Source organism: Streptomyces sp. NPDC101219 (assembly GCF_044767675.1).
Classification (GTDB): Bacteria; Actinomycetota; Actinomycetes; order Streptomycetales; family Streptomycetaceae; genus Streptomyces.
Map to the genome: position 1 here is coordinate 22,120 of NZ_JBIWOK010000004.1, position 19,246 is coordinate 41,365.

Genomic DNA, 19,246 nt, shown 5'->3' on the forward strand with positions numbered 1-19,246 from the left:
TGCCGGAAGACGGGCGTCCGGGTGTCGTTGAAGGCTCATCCGCCCCGTGGCCAGCGGCTTCGCCCGCTCCGCGCGGGAAGTGGAGTGTGCACCGGCCCAAGGCGGGCGGGCCCCGGCGGTGCGCCCGCACAACGCCGGTGGCGGCCCGCTCGGTTCGCGGGCCGCCACCGGGTGGGACAGTGCCGGGCTCGGGGGTCAGGAGGTGTGCGGGCAGTTGCCCCGCGACTCCTCGATGGTCAGGCTCGGACGGGGCAGCGGGCACAGGAACTGCTCGTAGCGGGTGTCGTTGTCGATGAAGCGCTTCAGCCACGAGATGCTGTACTTCGCGATCGTGGTGTTCGAGGTGTTGGGCGTGAAGTGGCTGGCGTTGTTCAGCTCGATGTAGGCGCGGTCCAGCGAGGACGGCAGCCCCTGGTACAGCGGCTCGGCGTGGGTGCGGACCGGGGCGACGGAGTCGCCGTCGGCGCCGAAGATCAGCGTGGGGGTCCGGACCTCGGGCCAGGTCTTGTCGAGGTTCCAGGGGGTCAGCGGGATCGCCGCCTGGAGGGAGGGCCGGTCCTTGGCGGCCTCGAGGCTGCCGCCGCCGCCCATCGAGTGGCCCATCACACCGAGCCGGCTGCTGTCGACGCGCCCGCGCACCGAGCTGCGCTCCGTCAGGTAGTCCAGGGCGGCGAGGAGTTGGTCCCCGCGGGAGTCGGGCTGGTCGAGCGTGGTGTTGGTGTCGATGGTGAACACCACGAAGCCCTGGGACGCCAGGCGCGGGCCGAGCCAGGCGATGGAGGACTCGTAGGCGGTGAAGCCGGGCGAGATGGCGATCGCGCCGAAGGTGCCGTCGGACGTGCTGGTCGGGTAGTAGATGGTGCCGCCGCCGAAGCCTCTGGCGACGAGCGAGGAGACGGAGACGTCCGAGACGGAGTACGGGCCGCGCAGCGCCTCGATGCTCGACTCGGTCGGCGCGGGTCCGCGCTCGTAGGGGTTGTCCGCCGCGTGGGCGCCCGGCCCGGCGAAGGCGCCGAGGGCGGCGAGGGCGGCGACGGACGCGGCCAGTCCGGCGAGCCTGCCGGTGCGACGGCGTCGCGTCGGTGCCGGGGCCGGGTCGCTCATGCCGGTGGTGTGGGGGTGCTGCTGCACGACGAGGGGTCCTCTCTGTCGCGGCGGTCCGCCCCGCCGGCGCGATGCACGGTGGTGACGAGGGTGCGGCCGTGCACCGGCCGGGGGTCCGCCTGTGGGCTGGCGGTGCCACTGTCGGAGAGGAAGGGTGCGGTGCGGACCGGCAATCTCACCGGTCTCGTGCGTCGAGCCCGGCCGGACCGGCCCCGGATGGGAACCGCTTCGTGCGTCGAGCCCGGCCGGACCGGCCCCGGACGGGGACCGGTCTCGTGCGTCAAGTCCCGCCGGGCAGGCCCCGGACGGGGACCGGTCTCGTGCCGCAGGACCGGCCCCGGACGGGGGTGCGGGGCGCCGCAGAACGACGGCGGGACCGGCCGGCCGGACAGGGCGAAGGCCCGCTGCATGCGGCGGGAAAGGCGGGGTAGACGAGCAGGACGCGGTCACCGTCGGAGTCGGCGCCGACGGTGGCCGCGCCACGCCGGCCGGCCACGCCGGCCGGCCGCGCCGGCCGGTCCGTGTCAGGCGGCGTCGTAGGTGTGGGCGCGGCCCCCGGACCACTTCACCCAGGCCGGGTCGTCCAGCAGGCGCTCCCCCTCCGGCAGCCCGGCGCGACGCAGGAACTCCACGACGTCGCGGTCGGAGTACGCGAGCCCGACGATCTCACCGCGCACGGTCACGCGCCGTCCGCCCGACCCGAGCGGCGGGTGGACCACGATCGGTGCCTTCGTCATCCTTCCAGGATCCGGCGGGCGCCCGCCGCCCGCATCCGGGGCCCGCCCCTCACCCGCTTGGCTGCCCGGGCGCGCCGTCCCGGCGCCGCGGTGGTCGTATGGAAGCGGCATCCATGCCGACCCGGAGGGAGCTGGGAATGCACGAGATGTGGTGCGGTGCGGACACTTCGGGGGAGCCGGTGTGGCACGTCCTGACCCCCGGCAAGGACGCCACGCTGTGCGGGGTGGAGAAGCAGGACGAGTCCCGTCGGCGGCATGCCACCGACCGGCACTGCCTCTCCTGCATGGAGTCCTTCCAGGCCGCGATGCAGGCGTCCCGCTGACGCCCGGGGCCCGGCCGTCGCGGCCGGGCCCCGGGCGTCGGCGCGTGCGGGGTGCCGTGCGCCGTGGACGTCAGGGGCAGTGGCAGCCGCCGGCGGCGGCGGCCGGCTCCGCGGGACGCGTTTGCAGCCGGCAGAAGCAGGACGCGTCGATGGGCACGTCGGCCACCGCGGCCGCCGTCTTCAGCTGCTGGGCCACGATCGCCGCCTCCGCCGTCCGGCCGGTGCGCACGAGGCACTCGTGGAAGCCGTGCAGCGCCCAGACGTTGCCCGGGTGCTGCAACGGGCGGGGCAGGGTGGGGTCCAGTCCCAGGTCGGCGCGGTAGACCGCCTCGGCCTCCTCGATCCGCCCCTGTTCCAGCAGGAGCGCCCCGTAGGCGTGCCGGGTCGGCTGCATCCAGCCCCAGGGCTCGTCGTAGGGCAGGTTGTCGTCGAGGTGGATGGAGCGTTCCAGGGCGGCGAACGCCTCGTCGTGATCACCCTTGCGGTAGGCGAGTTCGCCGTCCAGCATCTCGGAGGCGATGGCGAGGATGTCCGCGCAGGTGTTGTTGAACAGCATCCGCGTCGCGGGGACCCGCTCCACGGCCGCGCGGAAGGCGGTGCGTTCCTCCTCGGCCCGGTCGACGGCGCCGGTCGCGGACAGGGCGACCCCGCGGGCGTAGTGCAGCATCGCGGTGGTCACGCAGTACAGCCGCGGGTCCTCGGGGAGGGGCAGGGCCAGGATGTCGTCCCAGCGGCCGAAGCGGATCAGCACGTGCACCCGCATGGCGAGGAAGCCCTCCAGCCAGTCCGCCATCGGCGGGCTCTCCACCTTCAGCAGTTCCTCGGGGACCGCCGCCTCCAGCCGGGCGGCGGCGTCCAGGGCGGTGCGGGACAGTCCGGCGAACATCGCGCCGTAGACCGTGAAGTGGATGTTGTGGGCCCGGTAGAGGGTGTAGAAGTTCATGGCGCCCGCGCGGGCCAGGTACTTCTCGTCCGCGGCGGTGGCGAGGACGTTGTCCGACACGACCCGCCGGTAGTCGCCGCACAGCACTTCGAGGTGGGACGGCATGTGGAGCAGGTGCCCGGCGTCGGGTACGGCGCCGCGCAGCCGGTCGGCGACGGTGAGGGCCGCTTCCGGGGTCGGCGACATCTCCATCAGGTGGATGTACAGGTGGACGACGCCGGGGTGGTGCGCGCCGGCGTCGGTGGCGAGGGCCGCGTCGAGGACGGTCTTGGCCTCCAGGGTGCGGGCGCCCTCGGCGGGGTGTCCGGTGCGCAGGTCCCACAGCTGCCAGGGGGTGAGGTTCATCTGGGCGTCGGCGCACAGCGCGGCGACGTCCGGGTCGTCGGGGGCGAGCCGGTACACCTCCCGCATGCGGTCCGCGTAGGGCTCGTTCCACACCGAGCAGTCGGCGACGGGCCGGTCCCGGGGGTAGCGGGCGCGCAGGGCGCCGATCAGGGCCTGTTCGACGGGGGTGGCGCGGGCGGCGGTCGCGTGGGCCCGCTCGACGGCCTCGTGCGTGCGTTCGACGGTGCGGGCGAGGTCGTCACCGTCGAAGGCGTCCCACGGCTTGTTGTAGTTGGGTCCGAGGGCGTAGGCGATGCCCCAGTGGGCCATGGCGCAGTCGGGGTCGGCCGCCACCGCCTTCTCGAAGCAGGCGACCGCCTCCTCATGGTGGAAGGCGTACGTCCACACCAGCCCGCGGTCGAACCAGAGCTGGGCCTGCGGGGAGGAGGTGGTCACCGGCCGGTGGTGGGTGCCGAGGTCGTAGTAGTCGTCCGTGGCACTCATGGCGCTCTCCCGTGGGTACGGGCCGGCCGGTGGCCGCGCCCGTGGGGTCGGCAGGGACGCAACCGACGATAGCGGCGCGCGGCCCGTCGTGCCGACCGGTGCGCTCAGTCCGGCAGGGACGTGCTGGTGAGGAGCTGCGCGGAGAGCACCTTGAGCAGGGTCTCGGTCCAGCGCATCTGGCGCAGGGTCTGCGGGTGGCAGGCGGAGACCAGCCCGAGGAGCCGGGTGTCCTTGCCGGCCTGCGCCGCCTGCCCGAGCATCTCCCAGTGCAGGGCGTTGCCGGCTGCGGACAGGTGCAGGTCGCGCAGGTCGTGCAGCAGGAGCAGGCCCGGCTCGGGGCGCCGGCCGAGGGCCTCGGACGCCTTCTCCCGCAGGGCGGCGAGGGCACCCGCCTGGGGCTTGCCGCGCGGGCCGGACAGGTCGAGACCGTGGTCGCGGCCGGTCTCGGCGAGGCGGGCGGCGTGCTCCCGGGACCAGCGGGCGACGTCGATCGCGACGTGGTGGAACTCGTGCTCGACGCGGTGCCGGGAGGCGGCGGCCAGCAGGTCCTGTTCCAGGTCCCGTTCGCCGTCGTGCAGGAGGCGCAGCACCAGCGCGACGCCCTTCATGCTGCGCTCCCCTCCGCCCCGTCCGCACCGCCGGCCGGCTCCCGGTCCTCGCGGCGGGCGACGAGGGTGACGCGGGCCGCGGCCGTCTTGAACAGGGGCTGTTTGGAGACGGGGTCCCAGTCGGTAACGGTCGTCTCGTTGGCCGCCCGGCCGGGGCCGTCGCCGGGCGGACGGTGGCCGGCCGGGGTGTCCCAGTAGCCGTAGTGGAAGGGCACGAACACCATGCCGTCGCGGATCGCGGTGGTGCGCAGGGTGGCCCGGATCGCTCCGCGCGGGGTGGTGATGCGGACCAGGTCGCCGTCGGCGAGCCCCTGGGCGGCGGCCTCGCGCGGGGAGATCTCCGCCCACACGTCCGGTGCGGCGGCGTTGAGTTCGGGGGCGCGGCCGGTCTTGGTACGGGTGTGGAAGTGGTAGACGGTCCGGCCGGTGACGAGCTGGAGGGGATGCTCCTCGGAGGTGTCCTCGTGCGGCGGGATGTACTCGGCCGCCTTGATGACGGCCCTGCCCTCGGGGTTGAGGGAGCGGTACTCGTCGCCGTTCACGCTTCCCCCGGTCACCAGGTCCCGTCCGTAGCTCTCGCACAGGTCGGGGTGGGCCCAGGCGATGCCGTCGGTGTACAGGCGCGCGGTGCCGTCCGGGGCCTCGTCGGTGCAGGGCCACTGGATGCCGCTGCCGTGGCGCAGTTTCTCGTAGCTGAGCCCGGTGTAGTCGCAGGGGCGTCCGGCGCTGCACCGCTGCCAGGCGGCGAAGGCGGACTCGGCGTCGTGCCAGCCGATCAGGGGGGCGCCGTCCTTGTCCCGGAAGTCCATGCGGGCCGCGAAGTCGAGCAGGATGTCGAGGTCGGCCCGCGCCTCGCCGGGCGGTTCGACCGCCTTGTCGGACAGGTGCACGGTGCGGTCGGCGTTGGTGAAGGTGCCGGTCTTCTCGCCCCAGGTGGCGGCGGGCAGCACGACGTCGGCGAGCTGGGCGGTCTCCGTGAGGAACAGGTCCTGCACCACCACGAACAGCCGTTCCTGGGCGAGGATCGACCGGATGCGGGACAGCTCGGGCAGGGACACGGCCGGGTTGGTGGCGCTGATCCACAGCATGCGCAGCGAGCCCTGTTCGGCGTAGCGGAACATCTGCATGGCGTGGGTGGGCGGCCCGTAGTGGGGGATGTCCTCGGGCTCCAGGTTCCACACCTCGGCGAGTTCCCGGACGTGCCGGGGGTTCTCCCAGTTGCGGAAGCCCGGCAGGTCGCCGTCCGCGCCGCACTCCCGGGTGTTCTCGGCGGTGGGCTGGCCGTTCATCTGGAGCAGGCCGCAGCCGGGGCGGCCGAGCATGCCGCGGATCAGGTGCAGGTTGTTGACCTGGACGGCCGCCGCGGTGGCCTGGTGGGACTGGTAGACGCCCTGGAGGACGGTGGACATCAGCCGGCGGGCGCTGCCGAGGATCTCCGCGGCCCGCTCGATCTCGGCGGCCGGGACGTCGCAGATCTCGGCGGCCCACCGGGGGGTGCACTTCTCGACGGCGGCGGCGAGGTCGTCGAAGCCGACGGCGTGCGCGTCGAGGTAGGCGCGGTCGGTCCGGCCGGTGCGGATGATCTCGTGCAGCAGCGCGTTGAGCAGGGCCACGTTGGTGCCGGCGCGCGGCGCGAGGTGCACGTCGGCCCGGCGGGCGACGGGGGTGAAGCGGGGGTCGACGCAGATCAGCGCGGGCGGGTCGGGGCCGTCCAGGCGGTCCAGCATCCGCATCCACAGCACCGTCTGGGTCTCGGCGACGTTGTGCCCGAACAGGGCGAGGGTGTCGGCATGGTCGACGTCCTCGTAGGAGCCGGGCTGGCCGTCGCAGCCGAAGGTCTCCTTGAGGGCCTCGGCGGCCGTGGCGGTGCACAGCCGGGTGTTGCCGTCGACGTGGTTGGTGCCGATGCCGCCGTGGGCGAGGACGGCGAGGGTGTAGTACTCCTCCAGGAACAGCTGCCCGGAGGTGTAGAAGCCGATCGAGCCGGGCCCGCGCTCGTCGAGCAGGCCGCGGGTGCGGGCGGTGATCCGCTCCATGGCGGTGTCCCAGTCCGTCTCCACCAGGCGGCCGTTCTCGCGCACGAGCGGGCGGGTCAGGCGGTCGGGCGAGTGGTTGGCCTGCCAGCCGTAGAGGTCCTTGGGGCCGAGCCGGCCGCGGTTGACCCGGTCGGCGGCGCGGCCGCGCACGCCGACGATGCGGCCCTCGCGCACGGCGATGTCGATCGCGTCCCCGTTGGAGTGGAGGATGGACGCGGTCCGCACCCAGCGTTCCACGTCGTCCTCGGTGATCCCGTCGGCCAGGTGCATGTCCGTCCGGACCGGCCAGGGGGTACCGGCGGCGTAGGGGGTGCGCGTCCCCCAGGGATGCGCGATCCGGTCCGGCGTGCTGTTCACACTCCACCTCCAGCGGCGCAGTCGACTCTGCCGTGAGTACCCGGCTTCCGCGACCCGAGTCATCACGCACCGTGGCCACCCGTGCGCGCTGCGGAGCGGCGGGCCGGTCCGGCCCCGTTCGTTCGGGGGCCGGTTCGCCAACGGGCTGGCCGGGACCCGTCGGGGCTCCCTAGGATGTACTCCCTGTCCAGCCAGTCCAGTTGGCGCGGTACTCCGCAGGGGGAACGATGCATTCCGGCAAGCAGCTGTCCACCGAGATCGACGCAACCGTGCCGACGGCCGCACGTATGTACGACTACTACCTGGGCGGCAAGGACAACTACGCGGCCGACCGGGCCGCGACCGAGGAACTCGACAAGGTGGTGCCGAGCACGCGCCGCCTGGCCCTGAACAACCGCCGCTTCCTCCAGCGCGTGGTGCGCACCCTCACGCAGGAGTACGGCATCCGGCAGTACCTGGACCACGGTTCCGGCCTGCCCACCCAGGAGAACGTCCACCAGGTCGCGCAGCGCATCGACCCGTCCACCCACGTGGTGTACGTCGACAACGACCCGATGGTGCTGGTCCACGGCCGCGCCCTGCTGGAGCAGGACGAGCGCACCGTGGTCATCCAGGCCGACATGCGCGACACCGACGGCATCTTCGGGCACCCGGAGACCGAGCGTCTGATCGACTTCTCCCAGCCGGCGTGCGTGCTGTTCAACTCGACGTTCCACTGCATCCCGGACAGCGACACCGACGGCCCGCTCGCCCTGGCCCGCCGGGTGCGCGAACGGCTGGCACCCGGCAGCTTCATGGTGATGTGCCAGCTGGTCAGCGAGGACCCCGAGGTCCGTGAGTTCGTCACGAACTTCATGGACCAGGCGACGCAGGGCAACTGGGGCCGGGTGCGTGAACCGAAGGACGTGCACAGCTACTTCGAGGGGCTGGAGATCCTGGATCCGGGGTTGGTGGAGGTCTCCACCTGGCGCCCCGACACGGAGGTGGCGCCCCGTCAGCTGACGGACGAGTGGATCGAGTTCGGCGGCGTGGGCCGGCTTCCGCTCTGATCCCGGGCCGCCGGCCGGCCCCCGGACAGCACGACGCCCTTCGCCCGGCCCCCGAGGCCGCGCGGAGGGCGTCGTCGTGTCTGCGGGGCGGGCGCGCCCGGTGGCGGCCGCCCCGCTCGGCTCGGTGCTACGCCTCGGGGTAGCGCTCCGCGATGGTGGTGCGCAGCAGCTCCAGGGAGTCCCGGGGCTTGAGCGCCTCGTCGGCGAGGCGGTCCAGCGCGATCCGGTACTCCTCCGTCTCGTCGAGGTCCTCCAGGAAGTTGGCGCTGCGGATGTGCTCCAGGTAGACCACGTCGGGCAGGTCGAGCCCGCCGAAGCGCAGATAGGTCACGGGGATGGCGGGGGCGGAGGCGTTGGTCACGCTGAGCGGAACGATCTGCACGGTCACATTGGGCCGCTCGGCCATGACCAGCAGGTGCCGGAGCTGCTCCCGCATCACCTCGGCGCTGCCCAGGACCCGCAGGAGCACCGACTCGTCGATCACCGCCCACAGCTGCGGCGCGCCCGCGCGCAGCAGCAGTTCGGCCCGCCGCATGCGCAGTTCGACGCGGCGGCGGACCTCGCCGGAGGGCGCGTTGGGCAGGCCGCGTTCCACCACCGCGCGGGTGTAGTCGGCGGTCTGGAGCAGCCCGGGGACGTACTGGATCTCGAAGGTACGGATGGTCGCCGCGGCCTCCTGCAGGCCCACGAGCCGGTCGAACCACTCCGGCATCAGCCGCTTGTCGTACCGCTGCCACCAGCCCGGCTCACCGGCCCGCCGCAACAGCTTGAGCAGGACGGACGCCTCGTAGTCGTCGGTGCCGTAGAGCCTCAGCAGGCTGCGGACGTCGGCCTCGGTCGGCGGGCGGCGGCCCTTGCCGGACTCGATGCGGGACAGCTTGGCCGCACTGAACCCGGCGGCGCGGGCCGCCTGTTCCTGGGCGAGCCCGGCGTCCTCCCGGAAGCCCGCGAGCTGCACGCCGACCAGCATCTTCAGCAGGGTCGGCGCCGGCTCGGGCCGCTCCAGATAGGGCTCCAGACGGGAGATACGCGGCGACGCGGCGGACATCCTGACTCCCAGACAGACCGGCACAAGGGCGATTTACACTATCGCACCTGTTCCCCGTCCGCCGCATCGGACGGCGAGAAGCCGTCCAGAAGTGGGGAGTTGAGCTCCGTTCGGGCGAGCCGGTGCCGGTCCGCACGAGGCGGTCGGCACCGGCCCGGCCCGGCTCAGACGAGGTGGTCGAACTCCCCGTCCTTGGCACCGGCCAGGAACGCGGCCAGCTCCGCCGCCGTGTAGACGAGCGCGGGGCCGTCGGGATCACGGGAGTTGCGCAGCGCGACGCCTCCGTCGAGCAGCGGGGCCACTTCGACACAGTTGCCCTCGGCGTTGCTGTGCCGGCTCTTGATCCAGTGGGCGTCCAACTGGCTCGCCCGCACTCCGTTCCGCACTCCTGGCACCGCAGTCTCCTTGCTGTTCACGTGTCCTGCCGCGCACGAGGCCCGGCCGTACTCCGGGAGAGCCGAGTCCTGTCGGCCGTACTCGCCCCACCCGAAAAATCTCGCGCAATTTCTCGTGCAATTGCACGCGAGCGCTGTCAGCGTGGATAATAGCTGCGGCGTCAACCCCCTCGTTGACGCACCGTTTCTGACGTCGCATCGGGGAGATGCCGTGTCATCACCTGCGCAACACGTACTCCGAGCCCCGGCCGGAGTGGGAGCTCAGGCGAGTGGCTGCGGCCCGGCCACCGCGCTCGCGGCCGGTCCGTCCACCGCGGTACCGCACCACGCGTCGCCACCGATGCCGGAGACGGCCGGCGCCGCGTCCGCCTCGGCGGCGCTGCGCGTCGAGTGCAGCCGGGAGGGGTTCGCCCGCGCCCGGTCCTTCACCCGCAGGACCCTCGATGCCTGGCGTCTGGGGCACCACGGTGACGACGCCGCTCTCGTCGTCACCGAACTGACCGCCAACGCCGCGACCCACGCCGCACCGCGGTGCACGGGCGGGCCCGAAGTCCGGCTCGGCCTCCGGCTGGGCCCGGCCCACCTGTTGCTCACCGTCTCCGACTCCGACGACCGTCCGCCCGTCCACAGACCCGGCAGCGGCTCCCTCCTGGAGCACGGCCGCGGGCTGTGCATCGTCGACGCCCTCTCCGAGGCGTGGGGCTGGTCCCCCACTCCCCCGGCGGGCAAGACGGTGTGGGCCCGGTTGTCCACCCACCCTCCCATCTGACACGACTGCCGCGGAAAGGCACCCACGCCATGCGCAGCGCTTCGACGGAACAGCCGAGCAGCGAGCGCCCTGTGCGCCGAACACCCCCCACCGGAGTGGTCCGCACGACCCCCCTCACCGCACTGTCCCGGGTGCCGTGGGCGGACATCCAGGACTCCACCGGATCGGCGGCGGCCATCCCCCTGCTGCTCAACGGCATCGCCTGGGGAGACGCCGAGACCGCCCGGTCCGCTCTGGAGGACCTGCGGAAACGGATCTGCCAGTACGGATTCGTCGTGGAGCAGGCGACCGCCGCCACCGTCCCCTTCCTCTGGGAGCTGGCCCAGCTGCCGCACGTCAGCTGCCGCCCCCAGATCATCCAGCTCCTCAAGGCGATCGCCGACGCCCGGCAGTGGGAGTGCACCGCCGCCGCGTACCCCAAGCTGCTCAACCGCCGGGAGAATCCAGTGGTCTGGGAGCGGGCCGCACGGCAGGCGGTCCGGGCCCGCCGCGGCGACCTCGGCCGCCTGATGGCCGAGCAGGACACCGAGATCGCCCGCGCGACCAGCGAACTGGCCCGCGCCCTGGGCGACTGACACACACCGGGTGCCGACCGTGAGGGGGCGGCGGCCCGGCGACAGACCGCGCGCGGATGGCCGGGGGACGGTCCGCGCGCCGCGGAGGGGCCGCGCGCGGCCGCAGGGGGGTGACCGCGCGCGGCCCTGTGACGCCAGGGGTGCAGGACGTCGGCCGGGGCCCGAGTGGCGGATGTCCCCCGCACGGCGGAGACTTGGGGCAGAACCGGCACCGGGCGCCGTCACCGTCGTCGAGGACCGTGCGCCGTCCCCTCTTCCCGCCGGCCTCGGACCATCCCTCCACGGGTCAGCAGCAGTTGGGGGACCCATGCACCTCAGAGGAACCGCGGTCGTCGCGACGGCCGTCCTCGCCGTCGCCCTCACCGCGTGCAGCAGCGACGACTCTCCCCAGGGCGAGGCGCAGCGTGCCACGGCCACCGTCACGAAGTCCGTGTCCGGCACACCGGACTGCGGCCCCGGCTCCGCCCTCTCCCAGGCCGAGTGGATGGAGCAGTGCGACGGCAGCCCGTCGGCCGCCCCTTCCTCGGCACAGCCCGGCACCGAACTCTCCGTGGGTGACACCTTCGCCTACACGGACAGCCTGAAGGTCAGGGTCGACAGCATCACGAGGCTCACCCGCTTCGGGGAGTGGGACAGCCGCCCCGAGGCCGGGCAGACCGCCTTCCGTGTCACCTGCACGGTCACCAACGGCACGGACGCTCCCTACGACCTGGACCGCCTGGCCACGACCACCGAGGGCGGCACCACGGGCGGGGAGACCACCTTGCTGTCCGTCGAGGGCGCCAAGGACATGACGGGCCGCCTGGCCCCCGGCCGCAGCGGCACCTTCCACGACGACCGCGCCATCGCCGAGAGCGACGCCGGGTCGATCGTGGTCACCGTGAGCCGGTTCGACTCGGCGTGGGTCGAGCAGGGCGACGCCTGGCCCGGCGAGGACCCGCACTGGACCGGTCCGATCGAGTAACGGATCCCCCGGCGGGCGGTCCACGGCCACCGGCCACGGCACCGGCCGGGGGCGGCCGCGAGCGCACGGGGGCCGGGGGCCGGCGCCCCGCCGTCCCGCGTTCCACGGCGAAGACGCGCCACATTGGCCGGTAGTTACACTCGGCACATGGTCCGACTCGTGGGTCGCTCCAAGACCCGGCCGTCACCCCGGCCCGGCTCCGTCGCGTCCCTGAGGCAGCGGCGGCAGGAGGGCGACCGTCCGCGAGGGCATCCGGCGGCGGCACTGCGGTCGGTCCTGAGCGGACGCAGTGTCGCCGGACAGGTGTTCGTCCTGCATCTGGTGATCGTGCTGCTGCTGGTGGTGGCGGCCGTCGTCGCGCTGGTGCTCCAGGTGCGCAAGGACAGCACGCAGGAGGCCCGCAACCGGTCGCTGGCCGTCGCGGAGACCTTCGCCAACGCGCCGGGAACCATCGAGGCGCTGGAGTCCCCCGACCCCACCGCTGTGCTCCAGCCGCGAGCGGAGGCGGCCCGCGAGGCGTCCGGGGTCGACTTCATCGTCGTCATGAACATCGACGGCATCCGCTACACGCACCCCAAGCCCGACCGCATCGGCAAGAAGTTCGTCGGCAGCCTGGGCCCTGCGCTGGCCGGGGAACCGGTGGTGGAGGAGATCGAGGGCACGATCGGCCGGCTCGTGCAGGCGGTGGTGCCGGTCGAGGACGGTGACGGAACCGTCGTGGGGCTGGTGTCCGCCGGGATCACCACCGAGAACGTGGGGGGCGCCGCCGACAACCAGTTGCCGCTGGTGCTGAGCGCGGCGGCCGCCGCGCTGGCCCTGGCGACCGGCGGCGCGGCCCTGGTGAGCAGACGGCTGCTGCGCCAGACCCACGGCCTGGGCCCGTACGAGATGACCCGGATGTACGAACATCACGACGCGGTGCTGCACGCCGTGCGGGAGGGCGTCGTCATCGTCAGCGGGGACGGCATGCTCATGCTCGCCAACGACGAGGCGCACCGGCTGCTCCGGCTCCCCGACGACGCCGAGGGCAAGCAGGTCCTGGATCTGGGTCTGGACTCCGGCACCGCCGAGCTGCTGGCCTCGGGCCGGGTCGTCACCGACGAGGTGCACCGGGTCGGCGACCGGCTGCTGGCGGTGAACCAGCGGCCCACCGACCGGGCCGGCGGGCCGCCCGGCAGCGTCGCCACGGTCCGCGACTCCACCGAGCTGCGGGCCCTGTCCGGCCGTGCGGAGGACGCCCGGGAGCGGCTCAACATGCTGTACGACGCCGGGGTCGGCATCGGGACGAGTCTGGACGTCACGCGCACCGCGGAGGAGCTGACGGAGCTGGCCGTGCCGCGGTTCGCGGACTACACCACGGTGGACCTGTTCGAGCCGGTGCTGGACGGCGGACAGCCGGACGCGACGGCCTCGCTGCGCCGTGCGGCATGGGCCGGGATCAGCAAGGACGCCCCGCTGTATCCGCTGGGCCACGCGATCCGGTACGTCGCGTCGTCCCCGCAGGGGCGCAGCCTGGCCACCGGGCGGCCGGTGCTGGAGCCGCGGCTGGGCGCGGCGCCGGGCTGGCGGGCCCAGGACTTCGAGCGGTCGGGGCAGGTGGTGGAGTTCGGTATCCACTCCCTGATCACGGTGCCGCTGCGGGCGGGGGCGCTCGTCCTGGGCGTGGTCAGCTTCTGGCGGTCGGAGAAGGCCGAGCCGTTCGACGAGGACGAGCTGGCGCTGGGCGAGGAGCTGGTGGCGCGCGCGGCGGTGTCGATCGACAACGCCCGCCGCTACACGCGGGAGCACAGCATGGCGGTGACGCTGCAGCGGAGCCTGCTGCCGCGGACGCTGCCCGAGCAGACGGCGCTCGACATCGCCTACCGCTATCTGCCCGCGCAGGCCGGGGTGGGCGGGGACTGGTTCGACGTGCTGCCGCTGTCCGGGTCCCGGGTGGCGCTGGTGGTCGGTGACGTGGTCGGTCACGGCCTGCACGCCGCCGCCACGATGGGGCGGCTGCGGACCGCGGTCCACAACTTCTCCGCGCTGGACCTGCCGCCCGAGGAGCTGGTCTCGCTGCTGGACGAGCTGGTCGCCCGCATCGACCAGGACGAGACGCAGGACGAGCACAGTGCCCCGGTGACCGGGGCGACCTGCCTGTACGCCGTGTACGACCCGGTCAGCCGCCGGTGCACGGTGGCCCGCGCGGGCCATCCGCCGCCCGCGCTGATCCACCCGGACGGCAGGGTGGAGTACCCGGACGTGCCGGCCGGGCCGCCGCTGGGCCTCGGCGGCCTGCCGTTCGAGACGGCGGACCTGGAGCTGGCGGAGGGCAGCCGGCTGGTGCTCTACACGGACGGGCTGGTCGAGGACCGGCGGTACGACATCGACGTCGGTCTGGAGCAGTTGCGGCAGGCGCTGGAAGGGGCCGGGGAGTCGCCCGAGGACACCTGCCGCGCGGTGCTGGAGGCGCGGCGCCCGGCCAGGGCCGTCGACGACATCGCCCTGATCGTGGCGCGCACGCGGGCGCTGAGCGCGGACCGGATCGCCGAGTGGCCGGTGCCGTCCGATCCGGCGGCCGTCGCGGAGGTGCGGGCCGCGGTGGCGCGGAAGCTGGCCGAGTGGGGGCTGGAGGACCTGACGTTCACCACCGAGCTGATCCTCAGCGAGCTGGTCACCAACGCGATGCGGTACGGCGGGGACCCGATCCAGGTGCGGATGCTGCGCGACCGGCATCTGATCTGCGAGGTGTTCGACAGCAGCAGCACCTCGCCGCACCTGCGGTACGCGACGATGACGGACGAGGGCGGGCGGGGACTGTTCCTGGTGGCGCAGCTCTCGGAGCGCTGGGGCACCCGGTATCTCCCGGCGGGCAAGGTCATCTGGGCCGAGCAGCCCATCCCCGGTTCATAAGGGGACTCTGGGGATCCCATAAGGTGGGCTTATGAGGGCATAGACGGGACCCAGGTACCGACTAAGGCTTGCCTTAGCTTAGGCTTCCGACGAGACGCCTGACCTCGCTCGAAGGGAACCTGACATGCCCCGCCCCCTGCGGGTAGCCGTCGTCGGATCCGGCCCCGCCGGGATCTACGCCGCCGACGCCCTGCTCAAGTCCGACGTCGCCGCCGACCCCGGGGTGTCCATCGACATCTTCGAGCGCATGCCGGCGCCCTTCGGGCTCATCCGCTACGGCGTCGCCCCGGACCACCCGAGGATCAAGGGCATCATCACGGCCCTGCACCAGGTGATGGACAAGCCGCAGATCCGGCTGTTCGGCAACGTCGACTACGGCTCGGACCTCCACCTCGACGACCTGCGCACCTTCTACGACGCCGTCATCTTCGCCACCGGCGCGACGGCCGACCGCGCCCTGTCGGTGCCGGGCATCGACCTGGACGGCTCCTACGGCGCCGCCGACTTCGTCTCCTGGTACGACGGCCACCCCGACGTGCCGCGCACCTGGCCGCTTCAGGCCGAGAAGGTCGCGGTGCTCGGCGTCGGCAACGTCGCCCTGGACGTGGCACGCATCCTCGCCAAGACGGCGGACGAGCTGCTGCCGACGGAGATCCCGGCCAACGTGTACGACGGCCTGAAGGCGAACAGGGCCAAGGAGATCCATGTCTTCGGCCGCCGGGGCCCGGCGCAGGCGAAGTTCAGCCCGATGGAGCTGCGGGAGCTGGACCACTCCCCCAGCATCGAGGTGATCGTCGACCCCGAGGACATCGACTACGACGAGGGCTCCATCGCCACCCGGCGCGGCAACAAGCAGGCCGACATGGTCGCCAAGACGCTGGAGAACTGGGCGATCCGCGACACCGGCGACCGTCCGCACAAGCTGTTCCTGCACTTCTTCGAGTCGCCGGTGGAGATCCTCGGCGCGGACGGCAAGGTGACCGGCCTGCGCACCGAGCGCACCGAACTGGACGGCACCGGCAACGTCAAGGGCACCGGCACGTACAAGAACTGGGACGTCGGCGCCGTGTACCGCGCGGTGGGCTACCTCTCCGACCAGCTGCCCAAGCTGCCCTGGGACATCGACTCCGGCACGGTCCCGGACCGCGGGGGCCGGGTCGTGCAGGAGAACGGCGAGCACCTGCCGTCCACGTACGTCACCGGCTGGATCAGGCGCGGCCCGGTCGGCCTGATCGGGCACACCAAGGGCGACGCCAACGAGACGGTGGCGAACCTCCTGGAGGACTACGCGGCCGGGCGGCTGCTGACGCCCGAGGCACCGGCCCCGGAGGCCGTGGACGCGTTCCTGGCCGAGCGCGGCATCCGCTGCACCACCTGGGACGGCTGGCACCGGCTGGACGCCGCGGAGAAGTCCCTGGGCGAGCCCCAGGGGCGCGCGCGTGTGAAGATCGTCGAGCGTGAGGACATGCTGCGGGAGAGCGGCGCCTGAGCCGCCGTCCCGCACGGCTCCGCGCGTTCACGGCGTTCCCGGTGTGAGCACGACGGCGGTTGTGTACGATCCTGCCTTCACCGAATAACCACATGTCCCTCACACAAGGGGCATGAGGGGGGATCAGTACATGCGCATACGCACTGCCGCCGTCGCCGCCACCGTCGCCGCGGGCGCGCTGGCCACGCTCACGGCCGCTCCGGCCCAGGCCGCCGAGTACACCTCCGCGCTGAAGGTGCGCGGGGTCCAGTACGACGCACCGGGGCGCGACTCCAACAAGTGCTCGGGGGGCAACACCCACCAGGAGTACCTGACGGTCAAGAACTACTCGAAGACCAAGAAGGTCAATCTCCGGGGGTACGTCGTCAAGGACGCCGTCGGGAACCGGTTCACGTTCACCGCGAACCACTACCTGGAGCCCGGCGACTACGTGAAGCTGCGCGGCGGGCGCGGCAAGGACTCCGACAAGAAGAACGTCGTCTACCGGAACAACTGCAACTTCATCTGGAACAACGACAAGGACACGATCTACCTGCTGAAGCCGTCGGGCAGCCGGGCCGACGTGCACAAGTACACCAAGCGCGGCTCGGACCGCGACGGCAACGGGTACATCACGTTCCACAAGTGACCGCCCGTCACCCGACCGCCGGTCCGTGACCGGCCCTCACCGGCCGGTCACTCCCTGAGCGGAAGGCGGCCCGTCTCCCCCGGCCGGAGGCGGGCCGTGCCGTCCGGCAGCCGCACCTCGACGGGCCCGGGACCCGAGGCGGGCACCGCGATCTCCACCACGCCGCGCTCCAGCCGGATGCGGACGCCCCAATGCCCCTGGTAGCGCAGGGTGAAGCCGTAGGACGACAGCTGGGGCAGCGGCACCGGGTCCAGGCGCAGCGCGCCGTCGCGGGTCTCCAGACCGGGCAGCCCGCGCTGCACGAGGTCGAGGGTGCCGGCCATGGCACCCAGGTGGACGCCCTCCCCGGTGGTGCCGCCCTGCAGGTCCGCGATGTCCCCGCGCAGCGCCTCCTGGCAGAACGCCCAGGCCTCCTCCCGCCGGTCGCGGGCCAGCAGCCAGCCGTGCACCAGCCCGCTCAGGGTGGAACCGTGGCTGGTGCGGTGCAGGTAGTGGTCGACGGTGCGCCGCCACACGTGCTCGTCGAGGTCGTGGCCCAGCCGGCGGAACAGCTCCCGCAGTTCGGCCGGTGAGAACAGGTAGCCGAGCATCAGCACGTCCGCCTGCTTCGAGGCCCGGTAGCGGTTGACGCTGTCGCCCTCCGCCTCCAGGATCCGGTCCAGGCGCCGGATGTCCCCGTACCGCCGGCGGTAGCCCTCCCAGTCGAGTTCCGCCAGGTCCGCGTACCCGTCGAACTGGCTGATGACGCCGTCGTGGCAGGGCACGTACAGGGTGCGGGAGACCTCCTCCCAGCGGTCCAGCTCGGCCGCGTCCAGGCCCGTCCGCTCGTCGAGCTCACGGCGCCGGGGTTCCGGCAGCTCGCGCAGCACGTCGAGGGTGTGGGCCAGCACCCAGGCGGCCGTGACGTTGGTGTACGCGTTGTCGTCCAGGCCGGGCCGGTCGGCGCCGGGATAGGCGTCGTGGTACTCGTCGGGGCCGACCACCCCCCGGATGCGGTGCCGGCCGAGCCGCGGGTCGTAGGTCGCCGCACCCGCCCAGAAGCGGGAGATCTGCAGCAGCATCTCGGCGCCCTTGGTGTGCAGGAACTCGGCGTCGCCGGTGGTCGCGCAGTACTGCCACACGTTGTACGCGATCGCCGAGCCGACGTGGTGCTGCAGGTGCGTGTGGTCGGGCACCCAGCGGCCCGAGCGCGGGTTGAGGTGCAGGGTCTGCGACTCCTCCCGGCCGTCGCTGCCGCTCTGCCAGGGGTACATCGCCCCGCTGTGCCCGGCGTCCCGGGCGGCGGTCCGGGCGCGTTCCATGCGCCGGTGGCGGTAGTGCAGCAGCGCCCGGGACACCTCCGGGAAGTGCAGGTTGAGGTACGGCAGCACGAACAGCTCGTCCCAGAACACGTGCCCGCGGTAGGCCTCGCCGTGCAGGCCGCGGGCCGGCACCCCGACGTCCAGGTCGGCGGTGTGCGGGGAGAGCGTCTGCAGCACGTGGAACAGGTGCAGGCGCAGGATGCCGCCCGCCTCCCCCGGCACGTCCAGCTCGCCCCGCCGCCACAGCTGGCCCCACGCGGTGCGGTGCGACTCCACCAGTTCGTCGAAGCCCGCCACCCGGCCCACCCGGTCGACGGCGGCGTGCAGGGCGTCGCTGATCGCCGGGTCGTGCGAGGTGTGCAGGGCGACCACCTTGTCGACGGCCGCCGGGTGGCCCTCGGCGAGCTCCAGGGCGATCCGCTGCACGGCGCGCGCGTCGTCCCCGCCCGTGTGGTCGGTGACGGGTGCCTCGCAGAGCAGCCGGGAGGCGAGGGCGATCCGGATGTCGGAGGTACGGGTGCGGCAGCGCAGCCACACCGTGTCCTTGTCGGAGGCGCCGGTGTGCACATGCGTCAGGTGCCGCCCGTCCAGGGCCCGGTAGCGGGCCACCCCGGCGTTGGTGACCCCGCCGTCGAGAGCCGCCTCCACCTCCAGCGGACCGCTGAACCCCTCGGGTGTGAACTCGGTGCGCAGGGCGGCCAGATAGGGGTCGGCCATGTGCACCAGCCGCTCCTGACGCACCCGCAGCGCCCGGCCGCCGCCGAGGGCGTAGCGGGTCTGCCGCTCCAGCAGCCCCGAGGACAGGTGCAGGATCTCGCGGTGGTCGAGCACCCTCTCGGTGTCGGGGGTGAGCCAGTCGCCCCCGGGCAGGCGGAAGCGCAGCGGCAGCCAGTTCGGGAGGTTGACCATGTCCTCGTTCTCGACCCGCCGCCCGGAGACCTCCGAGGTGAGCCGGTCGTAGCAGCCCGCCGCGTAGGTGCCCGGATAGTGGACGTCGTCGGCGGAGCACTCGGGCAGGGCGCCCCGGGTCGCGAAGCGGCCGTTGCCCAGCGTGCACAACGACTCCCGGAGCCGCTCGTCGGCGGGGTCGTAGCCCTCGTACTCCCAGGTCCAGCCGGTCACCTCGACGCTCCCTCCCGGCAGCGGCCGCCGGGATCGCTCCCGGCGGACGGTGCGCACTCAAGTACCCCGGCCGGGCAT

16 protein-coding genes are annotated in these 19,246 nt (G+C 73.0%); 8 read left to right on the forward strand and 8 right to left on the reverse strand.

The genetic code is table 11. The annotated features are described in order from the left end of the window. Positions 1–195 precede the first annotated feature (195 nt). Positions 196–1,131, reverse strand: a complete 936-nt coding sequence (locus ACIRPP_RS08770; protein ID WP_403639226.1) for an alpha/beta hydrolase — start codon at positions 1,129–1,131, stop codon at positions 196–198. 497 nt (positions 1,132–1,628) lie between these two features. Beyond that, positions 1,629–1,841: a hypothetical protein gene (locus ACIRPP_RS08775; RefSeq protein ID WP_203592357.1), complete on the reverse strand. Its 213-nt coding sequence runs from the start codon at positions 1,839–1,841 to the stop codon at positions 1,629–1,631. Between the two features lie 137 nt (positions 1,842–1,978). On the opposite strand from ACIRPP_RS08775, the gene ACIRPP_RS08780 reads away from it, so the two are divergent. Then, complete coding sequence (locus tag ACIRPP_RS08780; protein ID WP_403639228.1) at positions 1,979–2,164, forward strand: hypothetical protein; 186 nt, start codon at positions 1,979–1,981, stop codon at positions 2,162–2,164. Positions 2,165–2,234: 70 nt separating this feature from the next. Here ACIRPP_RS08780 and ACIRPP_RS08785 read toward each other — a convergent pair whose 3' ends face one another. The 3 genes from ACIRPP_RS08785 to ACIRPP_RS08795 all read right to left on the reverse strand — a co-directional run bounded on the left by ACIRPP_RS08785 (position 2,235) and on the right by ACIRPP_RS08795 (position 6,936). Then, a complete protein-coding gene (locus ACIRPP_RS08785) occupies positions 2,235–3,935 on the reverse strand; it encodes a hypothetical protein (RefSeq protein WP_403639230.1) in 1,701 nt (566 codons plus the stop codon). Between the two features lie 104 nt (positions 3,936–4,039). Then, on the reverse strand, positions 4,040–4,543 hold the full coding sequence (locus ACIRPP_RS08790) for a hypothetical protein (RefSeq protein ID WP_403639232.1): 504 nt from the start codon (positions 4,541–4,543) through the stop codon (positions 4,040–4,042). After that, entirely contained in the window at positions 4,540–6,936 is a 2,397-nt protein-coding gene (locus ACIRPP_RS08795) for a molybdopterin oxidoreductase family protein (RefSeq protein WP_403639234.1), read from the reverse strand. The genes ACIRPP_RS08790 and ACIRPP_RS08795 overlap by 4 nt, the downstream gene beginning before the upstream one ends. 227 nt (positions 6,937–7,163) lie before the next feature. Here ACIRPP_RS08795 and ACIRPP_RS08800 point away from each other — a divergent pair, with 227 nt between their 5' ends. Next, a complete protein-coding gene (locus tag ACIRPP_RS08800; protein WP_403639235.1) occupies positions 7,164–7,985 on the forward strand; it encodes an SAM-dependent methyltransferase in 822 nt (273 codons plus the stop codon). 127 nt (positions 7,986–8,112) lie between these two features. Here the strand turns inward: ACIRPP_RS08800 and ACIRPP_RS08805 are convergent, their stop codons facing one another. Together ACIRPP_RS08805 and ACIRPP_RS08810 are read right to left on the reverse strand one after the other, a co-directional pair. Then, positions 8,113–9,033, reverse strand: coding sequence for a helix-turn-helix domain-containing protein (locus ACIRPP_RS08805; RefSeq protein WP_403639237.1), 921 nt, complete (start codon positions 9,031–9,033; stop codon positions 8,113–8,115). Between the two features lie 164 nt (positions 9,034–9,197). After that, on the reverse strand, positions 9,198–9,428 hold the full coding sequence (locus tag ACIRPP_RS08810; RefSeq protein ID WP_164337438.1) for a DUF397 domain-containing protein: 231 nt from the start codon (positions 9,426–9,428) through the stop codon (positions 9,198–9,200). 187 nt (positions 9,429–9,615) lie between these two features. Between ACIRPP_RS08810 and ACIRPP_RS08815 the strand changes: the two genes are divergently transcribed. The 6 genes from ACIRPP_RS08815 (at position 9,616) to ACIRPP_RS08840 (ending at position 16,745) form a co-directional block, all read left to right on the forward strand. Next, a complete protein-coding gene (locus ACIRPP_RS08815) occupies positions 9,616–10,197 on the forward strand; it encodes an ATP-binding protein (RefSeq protein ID WP_403640069.1) in 582 nt (193 codons plus the stop codon). A 29-nt stretch (positions 10,198–10,226) separates the two neighbouring features. Next, the gene (locus tag ACIRPP_RS08820; RefSeq protein ID WP_203610367.1) at positions 10,227–10,772 is read left to right on the forward strand and encodes a hypothetical protein; all 546 of its coding nucleotides are present in this window, start codon (positions 10,227–10,229) and stop codon (positions 10,770–10,772) included. 307 nt (positions 10,773–11,079) lie between these two features. After that, positions 11,080–11,736, forward strand: coding sequence for a hypothetical protein (locus tag ACIRPP_RS08825; protein ID WP_403639239.1), 657 nt, complete (start codon positions 11,080–11,082; stop codon positions 11,734–11,736). Positions 11,737–11,883: 147 nt separating this feature from the next. Then, positions 11,884–14,628 (forward strand): SpoIIE family protein phosphatase, encoded by a 2,745-nt coding sequence (locus ACIRPP_RS08830; protein WP_403639241.1) that lies wholly within the window; start codon positions 11,884–11,886, stop codon positions 14,626–14,628. Positions 14,629–14,752: 124 nt separating this feature from the next. Further along, positions 14,753–16,117 carry an FAD-dependent oxidoreductase gene (locus ACIRPP_RS08835; protein ID WP_403639242.1) on the forward strand — a complete coding sequence of 455 codons (1,365 nt, stop codon included), beginning with the start codon at positions 14,753–14,755 and terminating at the stop codon, positions 16,115–16,117. Positions 16,118–16,247: 130 nt separating this feature from the next. Continuing rightward, entirely contained in the window at positions 16,248–16,745 is a 498-nt protein-coding gene (locus tag ACIRPP_RS08840) for a lamin tail domain-containing protein (protein WP_403639243.1), read from the forward strand. A gap of 47 nt (positions 16,746–16,792) precedes the next feature. On the opposite strand, the gene ACIRPP_RS08845 is transcribed toward ACIRPP_RS08840, so the two are convergent. Next, positions 16,793–19,168 carry a glycoside hydrolase family 65 protein gene (locus ACIRPP_RS08845; RefSeq protein WP_403639245.1) on the reverse strand — a complete coding sequence of 792 codons (2,376 nt, stop codon included), beginning with the start codon at positions 19,166–19,168 and terminating at the stop codon, positions 16,793–16,795. Positions 19,169–19,246: the final 78 nt, after the last annotated feature.

Coding starts and splice junctions, on each gene's coding strand:
- ACIRPP_RS08775 (WP_203592357.1), bottom strand. CDS start 1,841: ATGACGAAGGCACCGATCGTGGTCCACCCGCCGCTCGGGTCGGGCGGA.
- ACIRPP_RS08780 (WP_403639228.1), top strand. CDS start 1,979: ATGCACGAGATGTGGTGCGGTGCGGACACTTCGGGGGAGCCGGTGTGG.
- ACIRPP_RS08785 (WP_403639230.1), bottom strand. CDS start 3,935: ATGAGTGCCACGGACGACTACTACGACCTCGGCACCCACCACCGGCCG.
- ACIRPP_RS08790 (WP_403639232.1), bottom strand. CDS start 4,543: ATGAAGGGCGTCGCGCTGGTGCTGCGCCTCCTGCACGACGGCGAACGG.
- ACIRPP_RS08800 (WP_403639235.1), top strand. CDS start 7,164: ATGCATTCCGGCAAGCAGCTGTCCACCGAGATCGACGCAACCGTGCCG.
- ACIRPP_RS08805 (WP_403639237.1), bottom strand. CDS start 9,033: ATGTCCGCCGCGTCGCCGCGTATCTCCCGTCTGGAGCCCTATCTGGAG.
- ACIRPP_RS08820 (WP_203610367.1), top strand. CDS start 10,227: ATGCGCAGCGCTTCGACGGAACAGCCGAGCAGCGAGCGCCCTGTGCGC.
- ACIRPP_RS08825 (WP_403639239.1), top strand. CDS start 11,080: ATGCACCTCAGAGGAACCGCGGTCGTCGCGACGGCCGTCCTCGCCGTC.
- ACIRPP_RS08830 (WP_403639241.1), top strand. CDS start 11,884: ATGGTCCGACTCGTGGGTCGCTCCAAGACCCGGCCGTCACCCCGGCCC.
- ACIRPP_RS08835 (WP_403639242.1), top strand. CDS start 14,753: ATGCCCCGCCCCCTGCGGGTAGCCGTCGTCGGATCCGGCCCCGCCGGG.
- ACIRPP_RS08840 (WP_403639243.1), top strand. CDS start 16,248: ATGCGCATACGCACTGCCGCCGTCGCCGCCACCGTCGCCGCGGGCGCG.